This is a genomic window from Pseudomonas sp. Ma2-10 (assembly GCF_054330215.1).
The window spans coordinates 92,144-115,898 of the sequence record NZ_JBTEYL010000010.1; the positions used below are offsets into that span (position 1 = coordinate 92,144).

Annotated in this window: 17 protein-coding genes and 6 pseudogenes; 12 read left to right on the forward strand and 11 right to left on the reverse strand. The window is 58.9% G+C overall.

Annotated elements, in window-relative coordinates; genetic code table 11:
- Positions 1–264 precede the first annotated feature (264 nt).
- Both ACXPVS_RS14515 and ACXPVS_RS14520 read right to left on the reverse strand, forming a co-directional pair.
- Positions 265–599, reverse strand: a pseudogene (locus ACXPVS_RS14515) (quinone oxidoreductase family protein); the annotation flags it as partial.
- Positions 589–883 (reverse strand): annotated as a pseudogene (locus ACXPVS_RS14520) (AraC family transcriptional regulator); the annotation flags it as partial. The pseudogenes ACXPVS_RS14520 and ACXPVS_RS14515, both read right to left, overlap by 11 nt.
- Positions 884–957: 74 nt before the next feature.
- Here ACXPVS_RS14520 and ACXPVS_RS14525 point away from each other — a divergent pair.
- On the forward strand, positions 958–1,185 hold the full coding sequence (locus tag ACXPVS_RS14525; protein ID WP_458510551.1) for a DUF6555 family protein: 228 nt from the start codon (positions 958–960) through the stop codon (positions 1,183–1,185).
- 52 nt (positions 1,186–1,237) lie between these two features.
- Here ACXPVS_RS14525 and ACXPVS_RS14530 read toward each other — a convergent pair whose 3' ends face one another.
- The 4 genes and pseudogenes from ACXPVS_RS14530 to ACXPVS_RS14545 form a co-directional block, all read right to left on the reverse strand.
- Positions 1,238–1,402, reverse strand: coding sequence for a metallothionein (locus tag ACXPVS_RS14530; RefSeq protein WP_458510552.1), 165 nt, complete (start codon positions 1,400–1,402; stop codon positions 1,238–1,240).
- Positions 1,403–1,602: 200 nt separating this feature from the next.
- Positions 1,603–2,424, reverse strand: coding sequence for a methyl-accepting chemotaxis protein (locus tag ACXPVS_RS14535; RefSeq protein WP_371922184.1), 822 nt, complete (start codon positions 2,422–2,424; stop codon positions 1,603–1,605).
- A gap of 84 nt (positions 2,425–2,508) precedes the next feature.
- A pseudogene (locus tag ACXPVS_RS14540) lies at positions 2,509–3,285 on the reverse strand (cache domain-containing protein); the annotation flags it as partial.
- A gap of 93 nt (positions 3,286–3,378) precedes the next feature.
- Positions 3,379–4,695, reverse strand: a complete 1,317-nt coding sequence (locus ACXPVS_RS14545; RefSeq protein ID WP_458510612.1) for a Na+/H+ antiporter family protein — start codon at positions 4,693–4,695, stop codon at positions 3,379–3,381.
- Positions 4,696–6,070: 1,375 nt separating this feature from the next.
- Here ACXPVS_RS14545 and ACXPVS_RS14550 point away from each other — a divergent pair.
- Both ACXPVS_RS14550 and ACXPVS_RS14555 read left to right on the forward strand, forming a co-directional pair.
- Positions 6,071–6,217 (forward strand): annotated as a pseudogene (locus ACXPVS_RS14550) (HAMP domain-containing protein); the annotation flags it as partial.
- A gap of 102 nt (positions 6,218–6,319) precedes the next feature.
- A complete protein-coding gene (locus ACXPVS_RS14555; protein ID WP_371918049.1) occupies positions 6,320–7,075 on the forward strand; it encodes a methyl-accepting chemotaxis protein in 756 nt (251 codons plus the stop codon).
- Positions 7,076–7,116: 41 nt separating this feature from the next.
- On the opposite strand, the gene ACXPVS_RS14560 is transcribed toward ACXPVS_RS14555, so the two are convergent.
- From ACXPVS_RS14560 to ACXPVS_RS14575, 4 genes and pseudogenes are all read right to left on the reverse strand, one after another.
- The gene (locus ACXPVS_RS14560; protein ID WP_458510553.1) at positions 7,117–8,430 is read right to left on the reverse strand and encodes a sensor histidine kinase; all 1,314 of its coding nucleotides are present in this window, start codon (positions 8,428–8,430) and stop codon (positions 7,117–7,119) included.
- Entirely contained in the window at positions 8,427–9,095 is a 669-nt protein-coding gene (locus ACXPVS_RS14565) for a response regulator transcription factor (protein ID WP_458510554.1), read from the reverse strand. Before ACXPVS_RS14565 ends, ACXPVS_RS14560 begins: the two co-directional genes overlap by 4 nt.
- 3 nt (positions 9,096–9,098) lie before the next feature.
- The gene (locus ACXPVS_RS14570) at positions 9,099–9,410 is read right to left on the reverse strand and encodes a PepSY domain-containing protein (RefSeq protein ID WP_458510555.1); all 312 of its coding nucleotides are present in this window, start codon (positions 9,408–9,410) and stop codon (positions 9,099–9,101) included.
- Between the two features lie 9 nt (positions 9,411–9,419).
- A pseudogene (locus tag ACXPVS_RS14575) lies at positions 9,420–9,514 on the reverse strand (PepSY domain-containing protein); the annotation flags it as partial.
- 168 nt (positions 9,515–9,682) lie between these two features.
- Between ACXPVS_RS14575 and ACXPVS_RS14580 the strand changes: the two are divergent.
- The 5 genes and pseudogenes from ACXPVS_RS14580 to codA all read left to right on the forward strand — a co-directional run bounded on the left by ACXPVS_RS14580 (position 9,683) and on the right by codA (position 14,178).
- Positions 9,683–10,762 (forward strand): patatin-like phospholipase family protein, encoded by a 1,080-nt coding sequence (locus tag ACXPVS_RS14580; RefSeq protein WP_458510556.1) that lies wholly within the window; start codon positions 9,683–9,685, stop codon positions 10,760–10,762.
- Between the two features lie 94 nt (positions 10,763–10,856).
- Positions 10,857–11,213: a 6-carboxytetrahydropterin synthase QueD gene (queD, locus tag ACXPVS_RS14585; RefSeq protein WP_059405420.1), complete on the forward strand. Its 357-nt coding sequence runs from the start codon at positions 10,857–10,859 to the stop codon at positions 11,211–11,213.
- A 156-nt stretch (positions 11,214–11,369) separates the two neighbouring features.
- Positions 11,370–11,462, forward strand: a pseudogene (locus tag ACXPVS_RS14590) (alpha/beta fold hydrolase); the annotation flags it as partial.
- A 183-nt stretch (positions 11,463–11,645) separates the two neighbouring features.
- A complete protein-coding gene (gene codB / locus ACXPVS_RS14595; RefSeq protein WP_458510557.1) occupies positions 11,646–12,917 on the forward strand; it encodes a cytosine permease in 1,272 nt (423 codons plus the stop codon).
- 13 nt (positions 12,918–12,930) lie between these two features.
- The gene (gene codA / locus ACXPVS_RS14600) at positions 12,931–14,178 is read left to right on the forward strand and encodes a cytosine deaminase (RefSeq protein WP_458510558.1); all 1,248 of its coding nucleotides are present in this window, start codon (positions 12,931–12,933) and stop codon (positions 14,176–14,178) included.
- Between the two features lie 41 nt (positions 14,179–14,219).
- Here the strand turns inward: codA and ACXPVS_RS14605 are convergent, their stop codons facing one another.
- Positions 14,220–15,212: a diaminopimelate epimerase gene (locus ACXPVS_RS14605; protein ID WP_458510559.1), complete on the reverse strand. Its 993-nt coding sequence runs from the start codon at positions 15,210–15,212 to the stop codon at positions 14,220–14,222.
- A gap of 289 nt (positions 15,213–15,501) precedes the next feature.
- On the opposite strand from ACXPVS_RS14605, the gene tssI reads away from it, so the two are divergent.
- From tssI to ACXPVS_RS14625, 4 genes are all read left to right on the forward strand, one after another.
- On the forward strand, positions 15,502–17,925 hold the full coding sequence (gene tssI / locus ACXPVS_RS14610) for a type VI secretion system tip protein TssI/VgrG (protein ID WP_458510613.1): 2,424 nt from the start codon (positions 15,502–15,504) through the stop codon (positions 17,923–17,925).
- Between the two features lie 2 nt (positions 17,926–17,927).
- Positions 17,928–21,125: a phospholipase D-like domain-containing protein gene (locus tag ACXPVS_RS14615; protein ID WP_458510560.1), complete on the forward strand. Its 3,198-nt coding sequence runs from the start codon at positions 17,928–17,930 to the stop codon at positions 21,123–21,125.
- Positions 21,122–22,231 (forward strand): T6SS immunity protein Tli4 family protein, encoded by a 1,110-nt coding sequence (locus ACXPVS_RS14620; protein WP_458510561.1) that lies wholly within the window; start codon positions 21,122–21,124, stop codon positions 22,229–22,231. The genes ACXPVS_RS14615 and ACXPVS_RS14620 overlap by 4 nt, the downstream gene beginning before the upstream one ends.
- 245 nt (positions 22,232–22,476) lie before the next feature.
- On the forward strand, positions 22,477–23,628 hold the full coding sequence (locus tag ACXPVS_RS14625; protein ID WP_458510562.1) for an MFS transporter: 1,152 nt from the start codon (positions 22,477–22,479) through the stop codon (positions 23,626–23,628).
- Positions 23,629–23,755 lie beyond the last annotated feature (127 nt).

Consider the following 23,755-nt stretch of genomic DNA (forward strand, 5'->3'; position numbering starts at 1 on the left):
GGGCGTGTCACTGAGACCATCATGGCCTCGTCTTGAACCTTCACGCGAATCAAGACTGCAACGGTTTACAAAACCGTGTCACTCCCGATACACGTTAGTAGACTCCCGCAAATCCGGCGGCTTAATTACATTAAAACTTTAATACTTCGGTACACGAGGCTCTGGCCCGGGCTTGAAACAATTCAATGCAGTAAATTGGTGCTTGACCAAAAAGACAGCTTTGCAGGCCCTGGGCACATGTTCCCGGGGTTTGACCTGACAGTACAAAATCACCTTGTCACCACTGCCTTGACTCACCTTGGCATACCGCGCTGGCCCTTCCTCCAACGGCGATTCAAACAAGCCCTGATCGAAGATCGTGCCGAACTGATCAAGCATCGCCGCACACGCCTGGACGCCGTAAAGCAACGAGTTAATCCCCACCACCGAGCCGCGCTTGCGATACAGCGCCAGGGCCGGCCGCTTGACGAATTGTGCGTGCGCGCCGTCGGCGAAAAGCCCAGTTCACGGCCAGCGCCCCAGACGTCCTGACCGATCAACGCCTGCGGACCGTCAACCACTACACCGGCGAAATCACGACCAGAAATCCGCGCCATCGTCGCTCTGCGCCACCAGCCCGACGTTCAGCTCACGCAGTAGTACGCCGACTTCGATCACCTGTACCGTGTCGTCCAGCGTCGCCGCCAATGAGGGCCGCAAGTAGATGTTGCGCATCTGTTGCGTGGGGCGCACCCGGCGGCACCGCCAGCGTTTCATAGAGCGTCTCGACCCACATCACCCCACTCATTGCATACAGCAACTGACCCCAGGCATGCTCATGCGGCTCGATGTACAAGCCACGCGGATAGGTGCGCGTCACCGGCCTTATCGCCACTGGCGGCATCCATCTGACAATCCGACTGAATTTTCTGTAACGCCAGCGATCCTTGTATTACCACAGGGAGGAATACGGGCTATATGAACAACGCAAAACTTTTCGTCATTGAATACACCCTTCATGGCGCGCCCAAGTCTTTCATCATCCGCCTGGACAAGATGGATAACGCAGAGGCTTGGCACTGGGCAAGTTGCGACGCGGGGGTCGGACGAATCCCTCGCTTTGGCCGAGAGAAGGTGCAAAAAACCAGTAAGCCGATGGCGGAGAAATTCGGGGTCGAGAATGTGAAGTGGCGGCCGACGAATTGAAATGAAATGAAAGTGGAGCCCGATCAGGCTCCACTTTTTTTGCGATGAGTGGTCAGCGTTGGGCGCACTTGCAGCCCTTGCTGGTACATTCCTCGCCATGTTCGTGGTGCTTGGCGCAGGCTTCACAGCAATAGTGCTTGCCGTGGCGCGCGATCGGATGTTCGCCCAGTTTGCAGGCGCATTTAGGGCAGTCGCAGATACCTTCACTGTCGATCATGAGTCTGACTCCATTGATTGGTTGTGGTCGTCCGGGTTTCGCACATGCGACCCGTACCATCAGTGTAGGAGCTTGCGTCAGCCCTGCCGGGTACTGCTGCGATACATGAACAGCCACGCCAACGCGAGACACTCATCGTCAGTCTCCCGCTCGGCGTGGCGACAACATCAGCGTCAGCGGTTACAAGGAATGCGTCGCCACTAGATGCGGAACTGACCCACCAGTTTGCCCAGGCGCTGGCCAAGATCGGCCAGGCTGCGGGAGGTCTGGGCGCCAAGTTGGGTTTCGTCGGCAACGCTGTCCACGGCCACGGCGATCTGATGCACGCTGCGGTTGATCTCTTCAGCCACGGCGGTCTGCTCTTCGGCGGCGCTGGCGATCTGCGCGTTCATCGAATTGATGGTGCCGATCAACTGGGCCATGGTGTCCAGCGATGCGCCCGCTTCGTTGGCCTGAGCCGAAGTGCCGTCACCGGCCTCGCTGGAGCGACGCATCGCTTCTACCGCCGACTGAGTGCCGGCCTGCAAGCGATCGATCATGCCCTGGATTTCCTGGGTACTGATTTGCGTGCGACTGGCCAGCGCCCGAACCTCGTCGGCCACCACGGCAAAACCACGACCGGCTTCACCGGCACGGGCGGCTTCAATTGCCGCGTTGAGTGCCAGCAGGTTGGTCTGCTCGGCGATCGAACGGATCACGCCGAGTACGCTGACAATCGACGACACGTCTTTTTGCAGACTGTCCAGAGACACGCCGCTGCTGCGAATATCGTCCACCAACGCATGAATCTTCACGATGCTGCCAGCCACCACGCGCTTGGCAGCCTGGCCTTCTTCGTCAGTCTGCTGGGCAGCCACCGCGGCGTTTTGCGCGCTTTTCGCCACTTCCTGAGCAGCGGCGGACATTTGGTTGATCGCTGTGGCGACCTGATCGGTCTCGTGACGCTGACGCTCCATGGCCTGATCCGAGCGCTGCGCCTGGTCGGAGACCTGATTCACCAGCCCGGTCAGTTGCGAGGTCATTTCGGTGATCTGGCGCACCAGGCCGTGGATTTTGTCGACGAAGCGGTTGAACGAGCCGGCCAGTTCACCGAGTTCATCCTCGCTGGTGACGGTCAGGCGACGCGTCAGGTCGCCCTCGCCCGCCGCGATGTCATCGAGGTTGGCTTTCATCAGGTTCAGCGGACGCAGTATGGTGTTGGCCAGCAGCATCCCGGCAGCAGCGATCACCAACAACACCACCACCGCCACCCCGACGATGCTCAGCACCACGCCTTCCATGCGCTCCTGAACCTTGGCCTGAACCAGCGCAACTTGCGCTTCGATGCCGTCGAGGTTCACCGACGTACCGACCGCCATGTCCCACTTCGGCAGGTATTCGGTGTAACCGAGTTTCGGTACCAGCACTTGGGTATTGCCCGGCAGCGGTGAGCTGTATTGCAGGTAATGCGTGCCGTCCTTGGCGACTTTCACCAAGTCGCGGTTGACGTAGACGCCGTTCGGATCGCGGTTGTCCTTAAAGCTTTGACCCACGCCTTCAGGGCTGTTGGCCTTGAACAGGCGCACGGTGTTGGAGTCGTAGCCGAAGAAGTAGCCTTCCTTGCCATAGGTGATGCTCGACAGCAGCTTGACCACTTGGGCCCGCGCCGCGTCATCACCGGGGGCGGCCGCATCGTAGAGCGGTTTGATCGTGGTCATGGCCACGGCGACGTAGCTTTGCAGCGTCGCCTTGGCATCGCTGAGCAGGCGCTGACGAGTTTCCTCGACTTCCTTGCGGGCCTGTTCCTGCAGAATAAACAACGTGGTCAGGCTGATGACCAGCGCAAAGAGCAACACCGGGAGGACGGCAAGGGACAGGACTTTAGCCTTCAGGCTCATGCGCATGACGGTGCACTCTTTTGATTTTATTGGCGTGGTTAAAAGCTTTAACGGCACGCCAGGCCAAAAGTTGAATGCGGTCAATGTGGGCGTGTGTGGTTACAACACCATCGCGGCCACCCAGCCGAACGCCAGCAGCGGCAGGTTGTAGTGCAGGAAGGTCGGGACCACCGTGTCCCAGATGTGGTGATGCTGGCCGTCGATGTTCAGGCCCGAGGTCGGGCCGAGGGTCGAGTCAGAGGCTGGCGAACCGGCATCGCCCAGCGCACCGGCAGTACCGACAATGCACACGATCGCAATCGGGCTGAAACCCAACTGTACGCACAACGGCACAAAAATCGCCGCGAGTATCGGCACGGTGGAAAACGACGAACCGATGCCCATGGTCACCAACAATCCGACCAACAACATCAGCAACGCGCCAATGCCTTTGCTGTGGCCGATCCACGAGGCCGAGGTTTCGACCAGTGTCTGCACCTGACCGGTGGCTTTCATCACCTCGGCAAAGCCGGACGCGGCGATCATGATAAAACCGATCATCGCCATCATCTTCATGCCTTCGGTGAACAGGTCGTCGGTTTCACGCCATTTCACGACCCCCGACACCGAAAAAATCAGAAAGCCAGCCAACGCACCGATGATCATCGAGTCCAGCAATAGCTGAATGATGAACGCCGCCGCAATGGCCAGACCGGCGACCAACAGACTCAGCGGGTTGTACTGCACCGCGACCTGTTCGACTTGCTCGATCTTGCCCAGGTCGTAGACGCGCTTCTTGCGGTAGCTGACAAACGCCACCGCGAGCCCGACGACCATGCCCAATGCCGGAATCCCCATGGCATGGGTGACGTTGATGCCGCTGATGTCCACACCACTGCGGGCAACGTTGGCCAGCAGGACTTCGTTAAGGAAGATGTTGCCAAAACCCACGGGCAGGAACATGTACGGCGTAATCAGGCCGAAGGTCATGACACAGGCAATCAGTCGGCGGTCCAGTTGCAGCTTGGTCAGCACATATAAAAGCGGCGGCACTAACAGCGGAATGAAGGCGATATGTATCGGCAAGATGTTCTGGGACGCGATGGCCACCACCCACAACAAACCGATCAACAGCCATTTGACCTGGCGGCCACCGCTGGCGTGCTGACGGTCGACCGTCAGCAAGGCTTTGTCTGCCAGGGCGTGTGCCAGGCCGGACTTGGCAATGGCTACTGCGAAAGCGCCGAGCAATGCGTAGGACAACGCAACCGTCGCGCCGCCACCGAGGCCACTGTTAAAGGCTTTGAGTGTCGCATCGATGCCCAGGCCACCGGTCAAACCACCCACCAAGGCACCCACGATCAGCGCGATGACTACGTGCACACGGGACAGGCTGAGGATCAGCATGACGCCGACCGCAGCAATTACAGCATTAATCATCGTTACCTCAAGGCCAACGGAAAGAGTCCGGGCAGCCGTCTGCAAAGAGCCGCCGGCGGATTAAATGAAAGGGGTTTATTAGAGGGCGCGCACTGTGCCGCAGAGTCGGCCCGGTGTCAAAGTCGGCGACCGATCCTGTGTTCGATATTCGTCGATAGGCATAAAGAAAGCCGAATCGTGGCCGTTACAGTGCCGAGTCTCAGATATTTATCGAATAAAGGACGCCTCCATGTCGCTCAGACAACTTTCCATTCAATGGAAAATCACCCTGCTGGCCGGGCTGTGCCTGGCCGGCATCGTGACCCTGCTAGTGGGTCTTTCGCTGTATCGCATGGAGCACAGCTCCGAGATGGTGAAAGCATCCAGCATGGAGATGCTCACCGAAGCGGCCCAGGCCCGGATCGAATCCCAGGGTGAAAACCAGGCGCTGGGGATTCGCCAGCAGTTCATGGATGCCTATCAATATGGCCACGGCTTTTCGCGTCAGGTGCTGTTCCTGCGTGACCAGGCCGAAAAGCGCTTCCTCGATGCCTTTGACCTGCGTGAAGACCTGACGCGCCAGGTCAAGTCAGCCCTGCAAGCCAACCCGGAACTGCTCGGCCTCTCGCTGGTGTTCGAAGCCAACGCGCTGGACGGCAAGGACGATCTGTTCGCCGGCCAGGCCGAGCTGGGTAGCAACGAAAAAGGCCGTTTTGCCCTGTACTGGTCGCAACCTGTGCCTGGCAAGGTGACGTCGATGGCGCTACCGGAAAGCGACATGGCCGACACCAGCACCGGCCCTAGCGGCGAACCGGCCAACGCCTGGTTCACCTGCCCGCGCACGACCCTCAAGCCCTGCGTGATCGAACCCTACTTCTACGTGATCGATGGCCAGAACGTGCTGATGACCAGCATCGTTTTCCCGCTGACGGTCAACGGCAAGGTCATCGCTTCGCTGTCGGTGGACATCAACCTCAACAGCCTGCAAGCCGTCAGCCAAGGGGCGAGCAAGAAGCTCTATGATGGCCAAACCAACGTCAGCATCATCAGCCCGGTCGGTTTGCTGGCCGGTTACAGCCCGGACGCCAGCAAGCTCAGCCAGCGCCTGGACACGGTGGACAAAACCAACGGTGCCGAGCTGATCCGCATGCTCGCCGCCAGCAGCAAGACCGAAAGCCTGCACAACAATCAACAACTCAAAGTGCTGTCGCCGTTCCAGCCCATTCCCGGTGGAAAGTCCTGGGGCGTGCTGCTCGATGTGCCGGAGAAAGTTCTGGTCGGCCCCGCCGAAGCGTTGAAAAAGCAACTCGATGAAAGCAACACCGCCGGCACCCTGATCGAACTCGGCCTGGGTGTGCTGGCCGCGTTGATTGGCCTGTTGCTGGTGTGGCTGATGGCCCGTAGCGTGACCAAGCCGATCCTGGGTGTGGCGCACATGCTCGAAGACATTGCCAGCGGCGAAGGCGATCTGACCCGCCGCCTGGCCTACGACAAAAAGGACGAACTCGGCCAATTGGCCGGCTGGTTCAACCGCTTCCTCGACAAGCTGCAACCGATCATTGCCGAGGTCAAACACTCGGTGCAGGACGCACGCAGCACGGCGGACCAGTCGTCCGCCATCGCCACGCAGACCAGCGCTGGCATGGAGCAGCAATACCGTCAGGTAGATCAGGTCGCTACCGCGTCCCACGAAATGAGCGCCACCGCCCAGGACGTCGCTCGCAGTGCAGCGCAAGCGGCACAGGCCGCGCGGGATGCGGATCAGGCCACCCGTCGCGGTCTGACCGTGATCGACCGCACCACCACCAGCATCGACAACCTCGCCGCTGATATGAGCGCGGCGATGGTCCAAGTCGAAGGCCTGGCGGCCAATAGCGAGAAGATCGGCTCCGTGCTGGAAGTGATCCGGGCCATCGCCGAACAGACCAACCTGCTGGCGCTTAACGCCGCCATCGAGGCCGCTCGCGCCGGTGAAGCCGGACGCGGTTTTGCCGTCGTGGCCGATGAAGTGCGCAACCTGGCACGCCGGACTCAGGAGTCGGTTGAAGAAACCCGCCTTGTGATCGAGCAATTGCAGAGTGGCACTCAGGACGTGGTCGGCTCGATGAACAACAGCCATCGTCAGGCTCAGGGCAGTGTCGAACAAGTCGGTCAGGCGGTGACGGCGTTGCGCCAGATTGGTGAAGCGGTGACGGTGATCAGCGACATGAACTTGCAGATCGCCAGTGCCGCGGAAGAGCAAAGCGCCGTGGCCGAGGAGATCAACAACAACGTGGCGACGATTCGAGATGTGACGGAGTCGTTGTCAGGGCAGGCCAATGAATCGGCGCGGGTGAGTCAGTCACTCAATAGCCTGGCGAATCAGCAGCAGAGCTTGATGGATCAATTCCGCGTTTGAGCCCCCCTGGCATGATCGTTCCCACGCCCGCGTGGGAACGATCATCGACGAGGTAATTCGATGTCAACCTTCAACCCGCCCCACTCACTCTCCTCCAACCGCAACACCCCGCCCCACGTATCGACGATGTCCCGCACAATCCCCAATCCCAACCCATGCCCATCGGTTTGTTCATCAAGCCGAGTACCCCGGCTGAACACCTGATCGCGCTGGTCTTCGGGAATCCCCGGCCCATCGTCTTCTACGCTTAACCCAAACCCTTCGGCCGTCTCGGCCACGCTCAACCGAATTTCGGCGTCCGCCCACTTGCAGGCGTTGTCCAGCAAGTTACCGAGCAGTTCGAGCAAGTCCTCGCGATCCCAAGGCAGTTGTAAACCGGCCGGTGCACGGTAGCTGAGGTCCAGGTGCTCACCATGAATCATGTTCAACGTCGCCAGTAACCCAGGCAATTCAGCATCGCAATCAAACAACGCCCCCGGCAACGCATCGCCGGATAAGCGGGCGCGATTGAGTTCACGATTGAGTCGCAGCTGGACCTGCTCCAGCTGCGCCTTAATGACCTTGCGCAGTTCCGGCTGCGCATCGAGTTTCTCGCTTGAGGCCAGGCTCATCAACACCGCCAGCGGGGTTTTCAAGGCGTGGCCGAGGTTGCCCAGCGCATTGCGCGAACGCTTGAGGCTGTCTTCGGTGTGCGCCAGCAAGTGGTTGATCTGCGCCACCAGCGGTTCAAGCTCTACCGGTACCTGATCATCGAGTTGCGAGCGCTGGCCCTGCTGCAATTGGGCGATCTGCTCACGCGCCTTTTCCAGCGGGCGCAAGGCGCGGCGCACGGTAATGCGTTGCAGCAGCAGAATCAGCAACAGTCCCGCCAGCCCAAGGCCCAATCCGACTTGACGCATGCGCTGAAAACTCTCGCGCACCGGCGTGTAATCCTGAGCCACGCTGATGGAGATCGATTGTCCGAGCCGTCGATAGTCGGAACGCAGCACCAGTAATTTTTGCCCTTCCGGCCCCAATTCCAGGTTGCTGTGCAGGCCGGCATGGTCGAGGCGCGGCAGTTCCTGATCCCACAGCGAACGGGAGCGCCAATGGTTGTCGGCAAAATCGATGCGGAAGTAATGCCCGGAAAACGGTCGCTGATAGGCGGGCGACAGGAGCCGTTCATCCAGCTGCAAGCCCTGCGGCCCACGCACCAGCGCCACCAGCAGGTTTTCGCTGTCGTTGCGCAGCCCGGCTTCGAGGTAACGCTGCAAACCCATTTCGAACAGCCACAGGCTGGTCTGCGCCAGCACCAGGCCGACGATCACCATCACGCTGATCAAACCCAGGCTCAAGCGGCGCTGGATCGACCTCACCGGGCTTGCCCGCCGAACAGGTAACCCTGGCCGCGACGGGTTTCGATGACGCTACGCCCGAGTTTGCGCCGCAGGTGGTTGACGTGGACTTCGAGCACGTTGGAGTCGCGCTCGGTTTCACCGTCGTAGAGATGTTCAGCGAGGTGGCTTTTGGAAAGAATCTGCTCGGGGTGCAGCATGAAATAACGCAGCAGGCGGAATTCAGCGGCGGTGAGCGGGATGTCGGCGCCGTCGCGGGCCACGCATTGTCGGCCTTCGTCCAGGTGCAATCCGGCAGCCTTGAGCGTCGGCTGGTTGGCATGGCCATGGGAACGGCGCAACAGCGCCTGGACTCGCAAGTGTAATTCTTCGGGGTGGAAGGGTTTGGTCAGGTAATCGTCGGCGCCGGCCTTGAGACCTTCGATCCGTTCGGCCCAGGAATCACGGGCAGTGAGAATCAGCACGGGCGTGGCCAGGCCTCCGGCCCGCCATTGAGTCAACACCTCGAGCCCTGGCAAACCCGGCAGGCCGAGGTCGAGGATGATCAGGTCATAAGGCTCGCTGCTGCCCTGATGCACCGCGTCGCGACCGTCGGCCAGCCAGTCCACGGCGTACCCCTGACGGTTGAGTCCGGCCATCAGTTCGTCGGCCAGCGGCACATGGTCTTCCACCAGAAGCAAGCGCATCGATCAATCTTCCTTGTCTTTCAGTAACTGGCCGGTGGTGGCGTCGAGGTCCAGTTCGCGGACCACACCTTCGGTGGTCAGCAACTCGACTTCATAAATGTAGACGTTGTGTTTCTCTTCAAGCTCGGCTTCCAGCAATTTGGCTCCGGGATAGCGGTCCAGCGCTTGCTGCAACAGCTGCTCCAGCGGCAGGATCACGCCCAGCTGACGCAGGCGCAGGGCTTCGTCCTGGTCCAGGTCGCGGGCCATGACCACCGAGCAAAAAGCCAGAAGCGCCAGCGCCATTCGACCTCTGGTGCATAGATTTACCTTCATTACGTATCCTGATGATCCTTGAGCGTCTCGAAAGACACGATGGTACCAGCGTCGCGCAGTCTCAGGGCTTCGTCGGGACCGAGGTCGCAAGCGTGGGCGGTGCTTTTTTATGTGTGACCTACGGGAGCCACTTTAGCGATCCGAACTTAACTGAAACTGAATTGCCATCACCAGGAGTGGCACCTCAATATCGCAGCGCTGCGAGACCCAGTGGGCTGGCGGCGCTGCCTGACCTGTTTATAATCCTCCGCTTGCCCGCATTTGAGACCGGTATGACCGCTATCCACATCAAGTTTCCCTCGCTGATACTCAAGGCCGGCCCTCGCGCCTTGGCACGGATTCGTGAAAACGGTTTGAGCGCCGCCGATGTCGGCACACTGCCGGGCGCGGCCGGTGGTCCCAAGGCGCTGGGGATTCAAGGTCTGGATCTGGCGTTGTTCGGTGAATGGCTGCCGGCGGCACCGCGCGAGCGCTCGTTGATCGGTGCATCGGTGGGTTCCTGGCGCTTCGCCAGCGCGTGCCTGCCGGATGCCGCCGAAGGTATCCGCCGCCTCGGTCACCTCTACACCGAGCAGAACTTCGCCAAGGGCGTGACCATGGCGCAGATCAGCCAGAGCTCCCGGCGCATGCTCGATGACCTGCTCGACGGCCGCGATGCCTCGATTCTGGACAACGCTCATTACCGACTGAACATCATGGTGGTCAAAAGCCACGGCCTGCTGGCGGACGATCATCGCGGCCGACTGGGGCTGGGCCTGTCCTCGGTGATCGCCGACAACCTGCGCGGCCGGGCGCGGCTGTCGCGGCATTTCGAGCGACTGATCATTCACGATCCGCGTCTGGCACCACCGGTCAATGCACTCAACGATTTCCCCTCGCGCTTTGTTGCGCTCAATGCCGGCAACCTGCGCCAGGCGTTGCTCGCGTCAGGCTCGATCCCGATGGTGATGGAAGGTGTGCGCGACCTGCCGGGCGCCGGTGCTGGCACTTTTCGCGATGGCGGTCTGCTGGACTATCACCTCGACCTGCCCTACAGCGGCAACGACATCGTGCTCTATCCGCATTTCACCGACCGGGTCATTCCCGGCTGGTTCGACAAGACCCTGCCGTGGCGCCGCGCTTGTCCTGCACGTTTGCAGGATGTCCTGTTGCTGGCGCCGTCGAAGGACTACCTGGCGCGTCTGCCCTACGGCAAACTCCCGGACCGCAACGACTTCAAGCGTTTCATGGGCGATGCCCCGAGCCGGCAGAAATACTGGCGCACGACGATGGATGAAAGCCGTCGTCTGGGCGATGAGTTCCTCGAACTGGCTGTCAGCGGTCGCCTCGGCGAGCGCTTGCTGACCCTTTAGTCAGTGTTTTCCCGCAACGCCAAACGCAAACTGTTAAACTCGCCGCCTGCCCACATCGCCGCGGCGATCGCCACCTGACAGAGCTGAAACTACTGTGGAAATTTTCAAAGAGTTCACCTTCGAATCCGCCCACCGCCTGCCCCACGTACCGGACGGCCACAAGTGCGGCCGCCTGCACGGTCACTCGTTCAAAGTGGCGATCCACCTGAGCGGCGACCTCGATCCGCACACCGGCTGGATCCGCGATTTCTCGGAAATCAAGGCGATCTTCAAGCCGCTCTATGAGCGCCTGGATCATAACTACCTGAACGACATTCCCGGCCTGGAAAACCCCACCAGTGAAGTCCTGGCCAAATTCATCTGGAAGGAATTGAAGCCTCTGCTGCCGGAACTCAGCGCGATCCGCATCCATGAGACGTGCACCAGCGGCTGCATCTATCACGGCGAGTAAACCGACAGATCAAAAAAACCACCGAGACCGGTGGTTTTTTTATGCCTATGCTTTTTGGCTCGAACACGCCCTTCGCTTCTTACGTGTGGCACCGGATTGCACCGCACTTCATCACCAGCCATCCGGTGCACTACTTTGATCTGTTGGGTGATGGGCTATCGGCAGATCGCGCAGATGGGCGACCGTTATACCCGTGAGGCCAAAAGGCTGTACCCGACGATTCGTTGTCCAGTGCAGATTCTGTGGGGGGGATTCGGCTTCAACGTGGGCAGGCTTGCTCCCACATGGGTTCTGTGTTCCTTCAGGTGCACCTCTTTCGCGCCCTTCCTCAAGCCAAATCCCCGCGCTCGGCTATAAATAACTACACCGCCCCACGCTTGGCACGACCACTGCAACACGCCCCCGCGTCTCTCATTCAGATAGGAACGCCCCATGACGCAGAACGATACCGGCAACGATTACCCCCTCAGCGAAGTCCCGATGCATGCCCGCAAAGGACTGGCCTCCACGGTCATGGTGCTGCTGGGTTTCACCTTTTTTACCGCCACCATGTTTGCCGGCGGCAAGCTTGGTGTGACGTTCAGCTTCGGCGAGATGATGGCGGTGATTGTCGTCGGCAATCTGCTGCTGGGAATCTACGCCGCCGGCCTGGGTTACATCGCCTTCAAGAGCGGTCTTAACTCGGTGCTGATGGGACGCTTTTGCTTCGGTGAAGTGGGCAGCAAGCTCAGCGACCTGATCCTCGGTTTTACCCAGATCGGCTGGTACGCCTGGGGCACAGCCACTGCCGCCGTGGTGATGGGCAAGTATTTCGAATTGAGCGAGGGCACCGTTCTGGGGCTGATGGTGCTGTTCGGCCTGGTGTTTTGCGCAACCGCGTATGTCGGATATCGCGGCCTGGAGATTCTGTCGTACATCGCCGTACCGGCGATGATGTTGCTGCTGATGCTGTCGATGTGGGTGGCCACGGTGAAGGTCGGCGGGCTCGATGGTTTGCTCGCCGTGGTTCCGACGGGGACACTGGACTGGTCGACCGCGATTACTCTGGTCTTCGGCACCTTCGTCAGTGGTGCGACCCAGGCGACCAACTGGACGCGTTTCTCCCGGTCAGCACGCGTCGCGGTGCTGGCGAGCCTGATCGGTTTCTTCATCGGCAACGGCCTGATGGTGTTGATCGGTGCCTATGGCGCAATCGTCTACCAGCAACCGGACGTGGTCGAAGTGTTGCTGTTGCAAGGCTTCGCCATGGCGGCGATGGCCATGTTGCTGCTCAATATCTGGAGCACCCAGGACAACACCATCTACAACTTCGCCGTCGCCGGTTGCAACCTGCTACGCACCCGCCGTCGCAAGACCGTGACCCTGGTGGGCGCGGTGATCGGCACGTTGCTGGCACTGCTGGGCATGTACGACATGCTGGTGCCCTACCTGATTCTGCTGGGCACCGTGATTCCACCAATTGGCGGCGTGATCATGGCGGACTTTTTCTACCGCTATCGTGGTCAATATCCACGTCTGGCCGATGCCCGGTTGCCGGCGTTTAACGGGTCTGGTTTGGCCGCTTACGCAGTCGGCACCGTTGCTGCGTTCAGTTCACCGTGGGTCGCGCCACTGGTAGGGATTGCCGCTGCCGCGTTAACGTATGTGTTACTGACCGGCGTGCTAGGTGCCCGTACTACCAACGCACCATTACAAGATCTATAAAAGGATTCGCCTGATGCACATCATCAATGCCCGCCTGCGCAACCAAGATGGCCTGCATGAGTTGCACCTGAAAAACGGCCTGATCAGCAACATCGCCCGACAGATCGAAGCGCCAACCCTGGGCCCCGATGATCTGGATGCCGGTGGCAACCTGGTAGTGCCACCCTTCGTCGAGCCACACATCCACCTCGACGCCACGCTTACCGTCGGCGAGCCGCGCTGGAACATGAGCGGCACGCTGTTCGAAGGCATCGAGTGCTGGGGCGAGCGCAAGGCGACCATCACCGAGGAGGACACCAAAACCCGCGCCAGAAAAACCATCCAGACCCTCGCCGCCCACGGCATCCAGCACGTGCGCACGCACGTCGATGTCACCGACCCGCAGCTCACCGCGCTCAAGGCGATGCTCGAAGTACGCGAGGAAAGCCGTCACCTGGTCGACATGCAGATCGTTGCATTCCCGCAGGAAGGCATCGAGTCGTACCGCAACGGTCGGGAGCTGATGGAGGAAGCGATCCGCATGGGCGCCGATGTCGTCGGCGGTATCCCGCATTTCGAGTACACCCGCGATCAAGGCGTGAGTTCCGTGAAATTCCTGATGGACCTCGCCGAGCGCACCGGTTGCCTGGTGGATGTGCATTGCGATGAAACCGACGACCCGCACTCACGTTTTCTGGAGGTGCTGGCCGAAGAAGCCCGCAGCCGCGACATGGGCTCGCGAGTCACCGCCAGCCACACTACGGCAATGGGCTCCTACGACAACGCTTACTGCGCCAAATTGTTCCGCCTGCTTGGGCATTCGGGGATCAGTTTTGTCTCCTGCCCCACCGAAAGCATTCACCTGCAAGGGCGCTTCGACAACTTCCCGAAACGTCGTGGCGTGACCCGTGTCAACGAACTGCTCGAAGCCGGGATGAACGTGTGTTTCGGCCAGGATTCGATCGTCGATCCGTGGTATCCGCTGGGCAACGGCAATATCTTGCGGGTGCTCGAAGCCGGCCTGCACATCTGCCACATGCTCGGTTACCGCAACCTGCAAAGCGCACTGGACCTGGTCACCGACAACAGCGCCAAGGCCATGAACCTGGGTGATCGTTATGGCCTGGAGCGCGGGCGGCCAGCGAATTTGCTGATTCTGTCGGCGGACAGCGATTACGAGGTGATCCGCAGCCAGGGCCTGCCGCTGTATTCGGTGCGCGATGGCAAGGTGTTGATGAAGCGGCAGATGCCAGTGGTGGAGTTCTTCGGCGATCAGAGCTGAGTTTTGCGTGGGCTGGGTTGCTCGCGAAGGCAATCGAATGATCATCCCATCACCCGCGCCGTACCGAACAACCTGACCCGACTCAACTCACCCTGCTCTTCCTCCAGAAGAATCGGCGCTGTGCCGCCGGGCATAACCACGCTCACCTCCCCGGCACTGACCCAACCCACCCGCCACGCCGCGCAAGCCACCGCACTGGCGCTGGTGCCCGACGAGGCCGTCGGCCCTTCTCCGCGCTCGAATACCCGCGCGACGACTCGCCCTTCTGACTCAAGCATCGCCCATTGCAGATTCACGCCAGCAGCACACGGCTCTCCCGCCCCGGTCGGCATGGCGTAAGCGATACGCGCCAGCCTTTCGGACAACTCCGGTTCGCGCATCTGCTCATTGTTCGGCAATGCATCGGCGCATTCTAAAAGCGTCACACAATGTGGATTGCCGATGCGCACGAATTGGCTTCGAGACCAGGCGGGGTCGAGCGCCGACAACGGCTGCACATGACTGACATCGCGACCGTTCAACAGCACGTCATCAACCCCTTTTGCCCCCACCGCGTCAGCCCCGAACGAGGGTTTGCCCAAATCCAGCCAGAAGCCTTTCACTCCCTCGACCTCGGCCGGTTTCACCGAAGTGTCCACAGGCGAAACCGCATCAGGCTTGTCGTGATGAACCTTGAGAAAACAAAGCTCGTCCCTCGGCAGCAAACCTTGCTCACTCAGGGCCTGGGAGAAAATCGTCAGCCCATTACCACTGCGCTCGGCGAGCGTGCCGTCGGTGTTGACGATCAACAAGTCAAACGGTGGCGAGGTTTGAAACGGCCCGATCAGTAAGCCATCGCAGCGATGCGATTTGGCATTGGCCGGTCGCGAATGCGACGGCCATTCGCAGAATGCATCCACCGCTTGCCGGCTCCAGACCGCCCGGGACGACGCGGCGTGGCCAGCCGTTGTCGGTAAGTCGACACCGGCGCGGCGCACCGCTGCGGGAGTTACCACACCATAAATATTGCCGCGTGCATCGTAGAACTGCGCCATGTGCCGGTCCTTTTTATCGCTTGGGGGCGGTGCCCACTCTAATGCTTCAGCAGGCCTGCAATCACGCTTCAAGCCTGAAAAAGCATCCTTTTCAGGCTGAAAGTGATAGCACTTCGCCAAGAAATATCTTGTATCAAAACCACTATGAACAGACAGGCCGGTCCTCTCAGGGCATGTGCGCAACTTTTTGCGCAACTTATAACCTTTATGATCCCGCACTCTTCTGATTCACGCCTTCGCGTGGACGCAGAACTTCATGGAACGTCAGCAACACCTCAAGGAGTCCGAGATGTTCAGCCCTGCTAACCAGACCCACTTCAGCCTGACCGTGGATGACTACGTCGGCGACCTGCAAGTCCTGTCGTTCACCGGCACCGAAGGCATCAGCCAGCCGTATCGCTTCGACCTGGAACTGGTCAGCGAAAACCCGGATCTGGACCTGGAAAAGCTCCTGCACAAGCAGGCGTTTTTGGCGCTTGATCCGCAGGGTAGCGGCATCCACGGCCAGATCTACCGCGTCGCCCAAGGCGATGCCGGCAAACGCCTGACCCGCTACAAAATCTCCCTGGTGCCGCAACTGCAATACCTGCACCACCGCACCAATCAGCGCATCTACCAGCAGATGTCCGCACCGAACATCATCGCGCTGATCCTCGACGAGCATGGCATCAAGGGCAACGCTTACAACTTCCAGCTCAGCCAACCCTGCCCGGACCGCGACTACTGCGTGCAGTACGACGAAACCGACCTGCATTTCGTGCAGCGCCTGTGTGAAGAAGAAGGCATTCACTACCACTTCCAGCACAGCGCCAAAGGTCATCTGTTGGTCTTCGGCGACGACCAAACCGTATTCCCGAAACTCGGTCAGCCGACCGCGTACGTGCAAGGCAGCGGCATGGTCGCCGACGAACCGGTGATCAAAGGCTTCAAACTGCGCCTGGAAACCCGCACCGGCCGCGTCACCCGCCGCGACTACGACTTCGAAAAACCACGCCTGCAACTCGAGTCCGCCTACAAACCCGAGGCGCAAAGCGAGGCCCCGGACCTCGAAGACTACGACTACCCCGGCCGCTTCATCGACCGCGCACGCGGCAAATTCCTCAGCCAGCGCGCCCTCGAACGCCACCGCGCCGACTACCGCCAAGCCGAAGGCAAAAGCGATCAGACCACCCTGGTCAGCGGCCACTTCCTGGACATGTCCGACCACCCGCGCAGCGAGTGGAACGACCTCTGGCTGCTCACCGAAATCGTCCACGAAGGCAAGCAGCCGCAAGTCCTCGAAGAGTCCGTGACCAGCGACACCACCGACAAAAAGGACGACTTCCACCAGGGCTACCGCAACCGCTTCCAAGCCACCCCGTGGGACGTGTTCTACCGACCCGCCCTGCAACACCCGAAACCGCGCGTGCTCGGCAGCCAGACCGCCATGGTCACCGGCCCCAAAGGCGAAGAAATCCACTGCGACCAGTACGGCCGCATCAAGGTGCAATTTCACTGGGACCGCGAAGGCCAGGCCGACGACAAAACCAGCTGCTGGATGCGCGTCTCTTCGAGTTGGGCCGGTGACCGCTACGGTGCCATCGCCATCCCGCGTATCGGCATGGAAGTCCTCGTCACCTTCCTCGAGGGCGATCCTGATCAGCCGCTGGTGACCGGTTGCCTGTACCACAAGGAAAACCAGGTTCCGTACGAACTACCGGCCAATAAAACCCGCACCGTGTTCAAAACCCTCAGCTCACCGGGGGGCGGTGGGTTTAATGAACTGCGGATTGAAGACAAGAAAGGGGCGGAGCAGATCTTCATTCATGCTCAGCGGGATTGGGATGAAAACGTTGAGCACGACCAGAAGATTCGTGTGGGGAATGAACGCCACGACACCGTCGAGAAGAACGCCTACACCGAGTTGAAGGCCGAAGAGCATCGGACCACGATTGCGGATCGCAAGGTAGAAGTGAAAGCCAACGACCACCTCACCGTCGGCCAGAATCAGCACATCAAACTGGGTACCGCGCAATTGATGAGCGCTGGGAAAGAGATTCACCTGAAAGCGGGTGACAAGATGGTGGTCGAGGCTGGCATGGAACTCACGGTCAAGGCTGGCGGGAGTTTTATCAAGCTGGATGCGGGTGGGATTACGGTTGTTGGGCCGGTGGTGAAAATCAATGCTGGCGGTGCTGCCGGGAATGGCTCCGGGATTGCGATTTTGATGCCGGTGTTGCCAATACCCGCCCCGTCAGCGGCGGCTGGCAATCTGCTGGGAACGGCCCAACCCGGTGTTATGCCGCCTAAATTGGAATCCAAGCCGAGGGAGTACTTTTTCGACATCAAGTTGACTGACGTTCCTGGCGACGAAGGATTCCCATTGGCTCACACCTCCTGGAAGATCGTTCAGGACGGCGAAGATAAACCGCTGCTCGAAGGTAAGACCGGCGAAGACGGACGGGTCAATATCGATGAGCCGCAACGCCTCAAGCTATCCGAAGCCTATTCACAGAAAGGCCCGTTGTGGCTGTGTTATCCGGGCCAACGCGTGCCGGTAGCACTTCACCAAGAGCCCTCGGCGGCTGACAAGGAGCGCTTCGCCCTCGCCGCGCTGGACTTTCATGACAGCACAAAACACCGCACTATCAGCACCGCGAACAACGAACGCAGCAAACAGGATTTGCTCGGTGAAGGCGATCTGTACAGCCAACTGCAAGCCAGGGATGAATGACCATGACGAATTCCGCAACGCCTTACAACGGCATTCGCCACAAAGAAATCAGCCAGATCAACACCGCCGAGGGCAAAGCCCTGCCAGCGGTCAACGCGCCGGATTTCTTTATTCAGGACGAATCTGCATTCGCCCCCAAACGCAGCGGCAACCAGGTACGTTTTTTCACCACCGGCGAGGAGTACTACAAGGATCTCGCCGGCGCGATTGCCGGAGCAACAAAATCCATCTTCATCACCGGTTGGCAGATCAACTACGACGTGACGCTGGATGGAAAACAAAGCCTTTGGGAATGCCTTCACAACGCACTCAAGGCCAATCCGACGCTAAACGTCTTCGTCATGCCCTGGCTGAGTCCGGCGGCGAGTGTCGGCACCCATGATTTCGAAACCATGCTGGCGATCTTTCAGCTCAATGCTGGCCTGAAAGGTGCTCGGGCGTTCTGTACCCCGGCGATCCAGCAGAGCGACATGAAAGGCCTGGGCTCGACCTTTTCCCATCACCAGAAGTGCGTGGTGATCGACAACAAGATCGGCTACGTCGGCGGCATCGACCTGGCCTACGGTCGACGCGACGACAACAACTTCAGCCTCGATGCTCGCTCGCGCCAGGGCAACGACGCCTACAACCCCGGAATTCCGCACCTGGGCTGGATGGACATGCACAAGCACGTCAGCCGCACGGGCCTGCTGATGGCCACGCTGTTCGACTTGTCCAGACCGGCCGGTCACGTCCCTGTCCTGCCGGGTATCGTCAAACTACCGTTGCCTGCCACCGATGGCGTCATCAACGCCGGCGCGACCATTCAGAACTTCTTCGCCAGCCCGGCGGCACCCGCTATCGAATGGATGTCCAAGGCCGGCAACAGCTTCAAGGAACAGATCGGTGCTATCGACCCGCTGGCCTCAACCAGAAAATACCTGACCGACGCCGTGATTCGACAGATATCGGCGCTGATCAAACGCAACTGGGAAAACCTGCCCATCGCTGAACCGTTGAAAGGCCAGGTGAACGTCTGGATCAGAGAAGTCGAAGGCACCGTTGGCAACCTGCAAGCGGCCCTGCGCTTGAAAAGCTATGAGCTGATCAACAAATGGATGAGCGCCACCGATCTGGGCCGGATGATCGCGATGTTCTGCGATAAAGGCTACGACGCGCTGCCGGCAGAGAAAATGGGTTGGTTGAACGACATCAACGAAGTCGGCACATCCCTGCTCGGACACTTCTATGCGCTGCTGCAGAGCCGCCTGGAAAACCGCGAGGAACCGTTCTACTACCTCGAGCACAAGCCACAGCCGCTGGCCTCTTCAGACTACAGTCGACTGGCCGACGATCAGCCGCGCATGCCGTGGCAGGATGTGCACAGTCGCATCGAAGGTCCGTCCGTCTATGACTTGTCACGCAACTTCATCGACCGCTGGAATGGCCAGCAGGCGTACATTGCCGACATCAAGAAACTGGAGAAAACCAACGTCATCGTGGCGGTCATGGAATGGCTGAACATGCTCGCCAAAGACGCCGGACTCACCAATCATCTGGACCTGAACAACCGTATCCAGTTGAACCTGCCCACGCCAAAACCGGTGTGGATCAACCAACCGCAATCCCTCCCGACACCACCGGAAATGCTCCGCGGTGGCGTCAGCGTGCAAGTGTTACGCAGCGCCTCAGCCAACATGACCGCCCAAGAGGCCAAAGGCCGAAGCAAATCCAACGTCCACTTGCCAGTCCCTCCCGGCATAAATACCGGCGGCGTCCAAGCCAACTGCCACAGCGCCATGTTGCAGGCCATCTCGAGTTCGCAGCATTTCATCTACATCGAGAACCAGTTCTTTCAGACCGATTTTGGGGATGAGGGGGAGCTACCTGCTGGCAAACCATTGTCCGGCCCGATGGCCAGTCTGCGCGACCCGTCCAGTTTGCGGCAGGACTATGTATCGCGAATCAACCTGCGAAAAGCGTTGGAAAAGGAAGACTTTGCCGAAATCAACTGGCAGGAAGTCAACGCCATCGGCAAACAGCGCAATGAAGAAGCTCGAAAGTTTCTCGATGGGTTCTTCGCTATCTGGCAAACCAACGCGCAGGGCTGGCTCACTAAAAAGCTCGGCAAGGAAGAAAAACTCTCCAACAGCATCGGCAAAGCCCTGGCTGATAGGATTGGACGAGCCATCACGGAGGAACGTCCATTCCACGTGTACATGATTTTACCGGTGCACCCGGAAGGGGCGCTGAACGTGCTGAACCTCATGCACCAGGTTCACCTGACCATGCAGAGTCTGGTGTTTGGTGAACAGAGTCTGGTGAAGCGGATTCAGCGGCATATGGCGATCAAGGCCATGATGGATCGCAAGTGCACGAGGGAAGAGGCGGAGAAGATTATTGAGCGCAAGGACAGCAACAACGTGCCTGTTTACGCTCAGCAAGACTGGACGAAGTATCTGACCTTACTCAATTTGCGCACTTGGGATAGTCTTGGTGGCCGGGTAGTTACTGAACAGATTTATGTGCACAGCAAGCTACTAATTGCTGATGATCGAGTAGCAATTTTGGGAAGCGCGAACATTAACGATCGCAGTTTGTGGGGCAGGCGCGACTCAGAACTCGCGGTCATTATTCGCGACAGCAGCCCTACAACTGCCAAGCTTGATGGAAAGGAAAGTCACCAGGTTGGGCAAACAATTAACAAGCTGCGAAAGGACCTCTGGAAAAAACATTTTGGCTTAAGCATTACTAAGAGCTCTTCCGTTGTAGCAGCGATTCACTTGGAAAAGTATCTTGACCAGCCGGCGTCAGAGGAAACCTGGAGAGCCATCCAGATACAGGCCAAACAAAACACTGACGCATACGAAGAGAGTTTTAGCTTTATCCCTCAAAACAATAAATTCAAACACCCTACTTCTATCTGGCCCACGTGGCAATACAGAGATCCCGACAACATAGGTGCTGGAGGAAAGTTGATTAACCCTATGCCCTATGAAAAAAGGTTCTGGGAAAGTGAAAGCTTGAGTGATGTAAAAGCTTACCCGTCGCCGACCGGAGTCAAAGGATTCATCACCTACCTTCCAGTAAAATGGACTTGGAAAGAAAATAATGACTCGGGATTAAATCTTACAATCATCGCAAATATCCTGGACGAGAACGGTGATCGCGCGCTTGCTAGTTCCGACATTGACGATCGCAACGAGATTAAAAACTCATGAAGTTTCAATTTCATTTAATACCAGCGTTTTTCATCATCACAATGGGAGCTGCTCACGCCGACGCCCCCAAACAAGAGTGTTTTGGACGATATACTTTCGACGCGCCAGAACCGATAGAGTGGGCAACACACTCTACCAAGAACAACTCAATCAGTGAAGGTGGCGGTCATACTTTCAGCAAAAACATAAGCTCCGAGAACGAGTATTTAACCTACAACTACAGCGGCCTTACCGTTCGAGTAAGCGACATCACCACACCTCACGAATTCGAGATACAACGCAACGCAATACTTCACACCAATGAGATATCAAAAACAGAAACACTCGAAAAGATAGACATCAAGAAAGGCCGACTACAAAGCATTCAGGACATGAACTATAGCGCCGACATTATCGAGGGTTTAAAGAAAGATATAAAAAACCTCGAAGACTCAACTAAAGATGCGACTGTGTTCGAGTACAAATTTAATATCCCCGACTCTTACGTCTTTGGCAGCAAAAACACCCCCTCTAAAGCTTTGCTTTGGCGCAATAATCGCATTTATTATTTTAGCTTCAACACTCCAAGTAAAAAATCGACAGAAGACATAAAAGGGTTAATCGCCCGCTTCGAACCTCGTGAGCTCTACCATGTGCCAAAAAGCCCCGGTGTTTGCATACCCTATGGCTTTATCCATGACGATGGCAAAACCGCTTTTAGCATTAAAAACAGCCTGCGGTTCACCAGTACGCCAAACGTAATCATGACAATGATCAACGCTTCGCAAGACACGCCAACCAAAGCCACCACCGGCACCTACAACACCGATCACCACCCAGGCTACGACGCGGAAAAATGGAAAAAATCGAAGATCATGGAGAAGTTTTATTTTGGCGAGCGGATGACCACCCTCGAAGGTTGGCGTCTGGACCCTCGCCCCGAGTCCGGCGAGCAGGAACGTGCCTGGTTTGCCATTGCGCATGTCGGTGGTCTTGCCAGTCCATTGATGGCCGTGCAGATGTTCACGTTCAAGCAAGGCACCGATGGACTGAAAGACCTGACGCCGCCACCCGAAGCGGTGATTCCGCGGTTCTTGAAATTGACTGAGAGCATCAAGCCTCAGTAATTACACTTTGCGATTTCGAGGCTTTGCCGGCATTACGGGCACTGGAACTGTTCGAGACTCTGCAAGTGCGTGACGAATACCTGCGCGGATTGTGCGAAGGGCACTGACGCCCGCGCTCGCGATGGAGGGCCCGGCTGTGCAAGGATGTCACCCTGCCTGACCGCGAACCTGGGTGGACGCTGATCGAGCCCTCACCGGTCAATCACTGTCCCTGGGGTACGCGACGTTTTTCGCCAAGGATTGATATGACCAGCCTCAACACTCAAACCGCATTTGTTCCCGGGCGTCTGGAGCAGATGTCCACGCGCATCGCCTTTTTCATTGCCGGTTTCGGCATCGCTGCCTGGGCGCCGCTGGTGCCGTATGCCAAGGCGCGGGCCGGGCTGGATGAAGGGACGCTCGGTTTGCTGCTGTTGTGCCTGGGGGTCGGGTCGATTCTGGCGATGCCGATGGCAGGGCTTCTGGCCACGCGTTTCGGCTGTCGCCGAGTGGTAAGCGCCGGGGTGTTGCTGATCTGTGCGGCCCTGCCGCTGTTGGCGACGGTGTCGTCGATTCCAGCGTTGATTGCTGCGTTGTTCATGTTCGGCGCGGGCCTGGGCACGGTGGATTCGACGGTGAACCTGCAAGCGGTGATCGTCGAACGGGCCAGCGGCAAGACCATGATGTCGGGGTTTCACGGGATGTTCAGCCTCGGCGGGATTGTTGGCGCGGCAGGTGTCAGCGCCCTGCTCGGCTTGGGCCTTTCACCGCTGGGGGCGATGGCGGTGGTGATTGTCGTGTTGGTGCTGGCCTTGCTGAAAGCTGCGCCGCACCTGTTGCCTTACGGCAGCGAAAGTTCGGGACCGGCGTTTGCCGTGCCCCATGGCATCGTGCTGTTCATCGGCGGGATGTGTTTCATCGTGTTCCTCGCCGAAGGCGCGGCGCTCGACTGGAGTGCGGTGTTCCTGGCGCAGGAACGCGGGATCGACACCGCTTATGCGGGACTGGGTTACGCAGCGTTTGCGTTGACCATGACCGTCGGACGTTTGACCGGTGATTCGATCGTGCGTCGTCTCGGCGCTACTCGGGTGATTGTATTCGGTGGGTTGACGGCCGCAGCGGGCCTGTTTGTCGCGACCTTCGCCCCGAGTTGGGAAGCGGCGCTAGTGGGCTATGCATTGTTGGGGGCGGGTTGTTCGAACATTGTGCCGGTGCTGTACACCGCGGTGGGTAAACAGACCGTGATGCCCGAAAGCGTCGCTGTGCCGGCGATTACCACGCTGGGTTATGCCGGGATTCTTGCGGGGCCTGCGTTGATCGGGTTTATCGCCCATGGCAGCAGTTTGAGTTTTGCCTTTGGGTTGATGGCGGTATTGCTGGTGGCGGTGGCCATTGGCGGGAAGGTGTTGAAGGTCTGAATGGTGTCGAGGGGGTGAGCAGTCGGAATGGGCAGGATGGGTTCGCGATGGTCAGTGGTCAGTTGGTCCTGAAGGGAATGGCTTGGGTCCCGCCGCAAACACGGCGGGCACCGCTTGATGGAAAAGA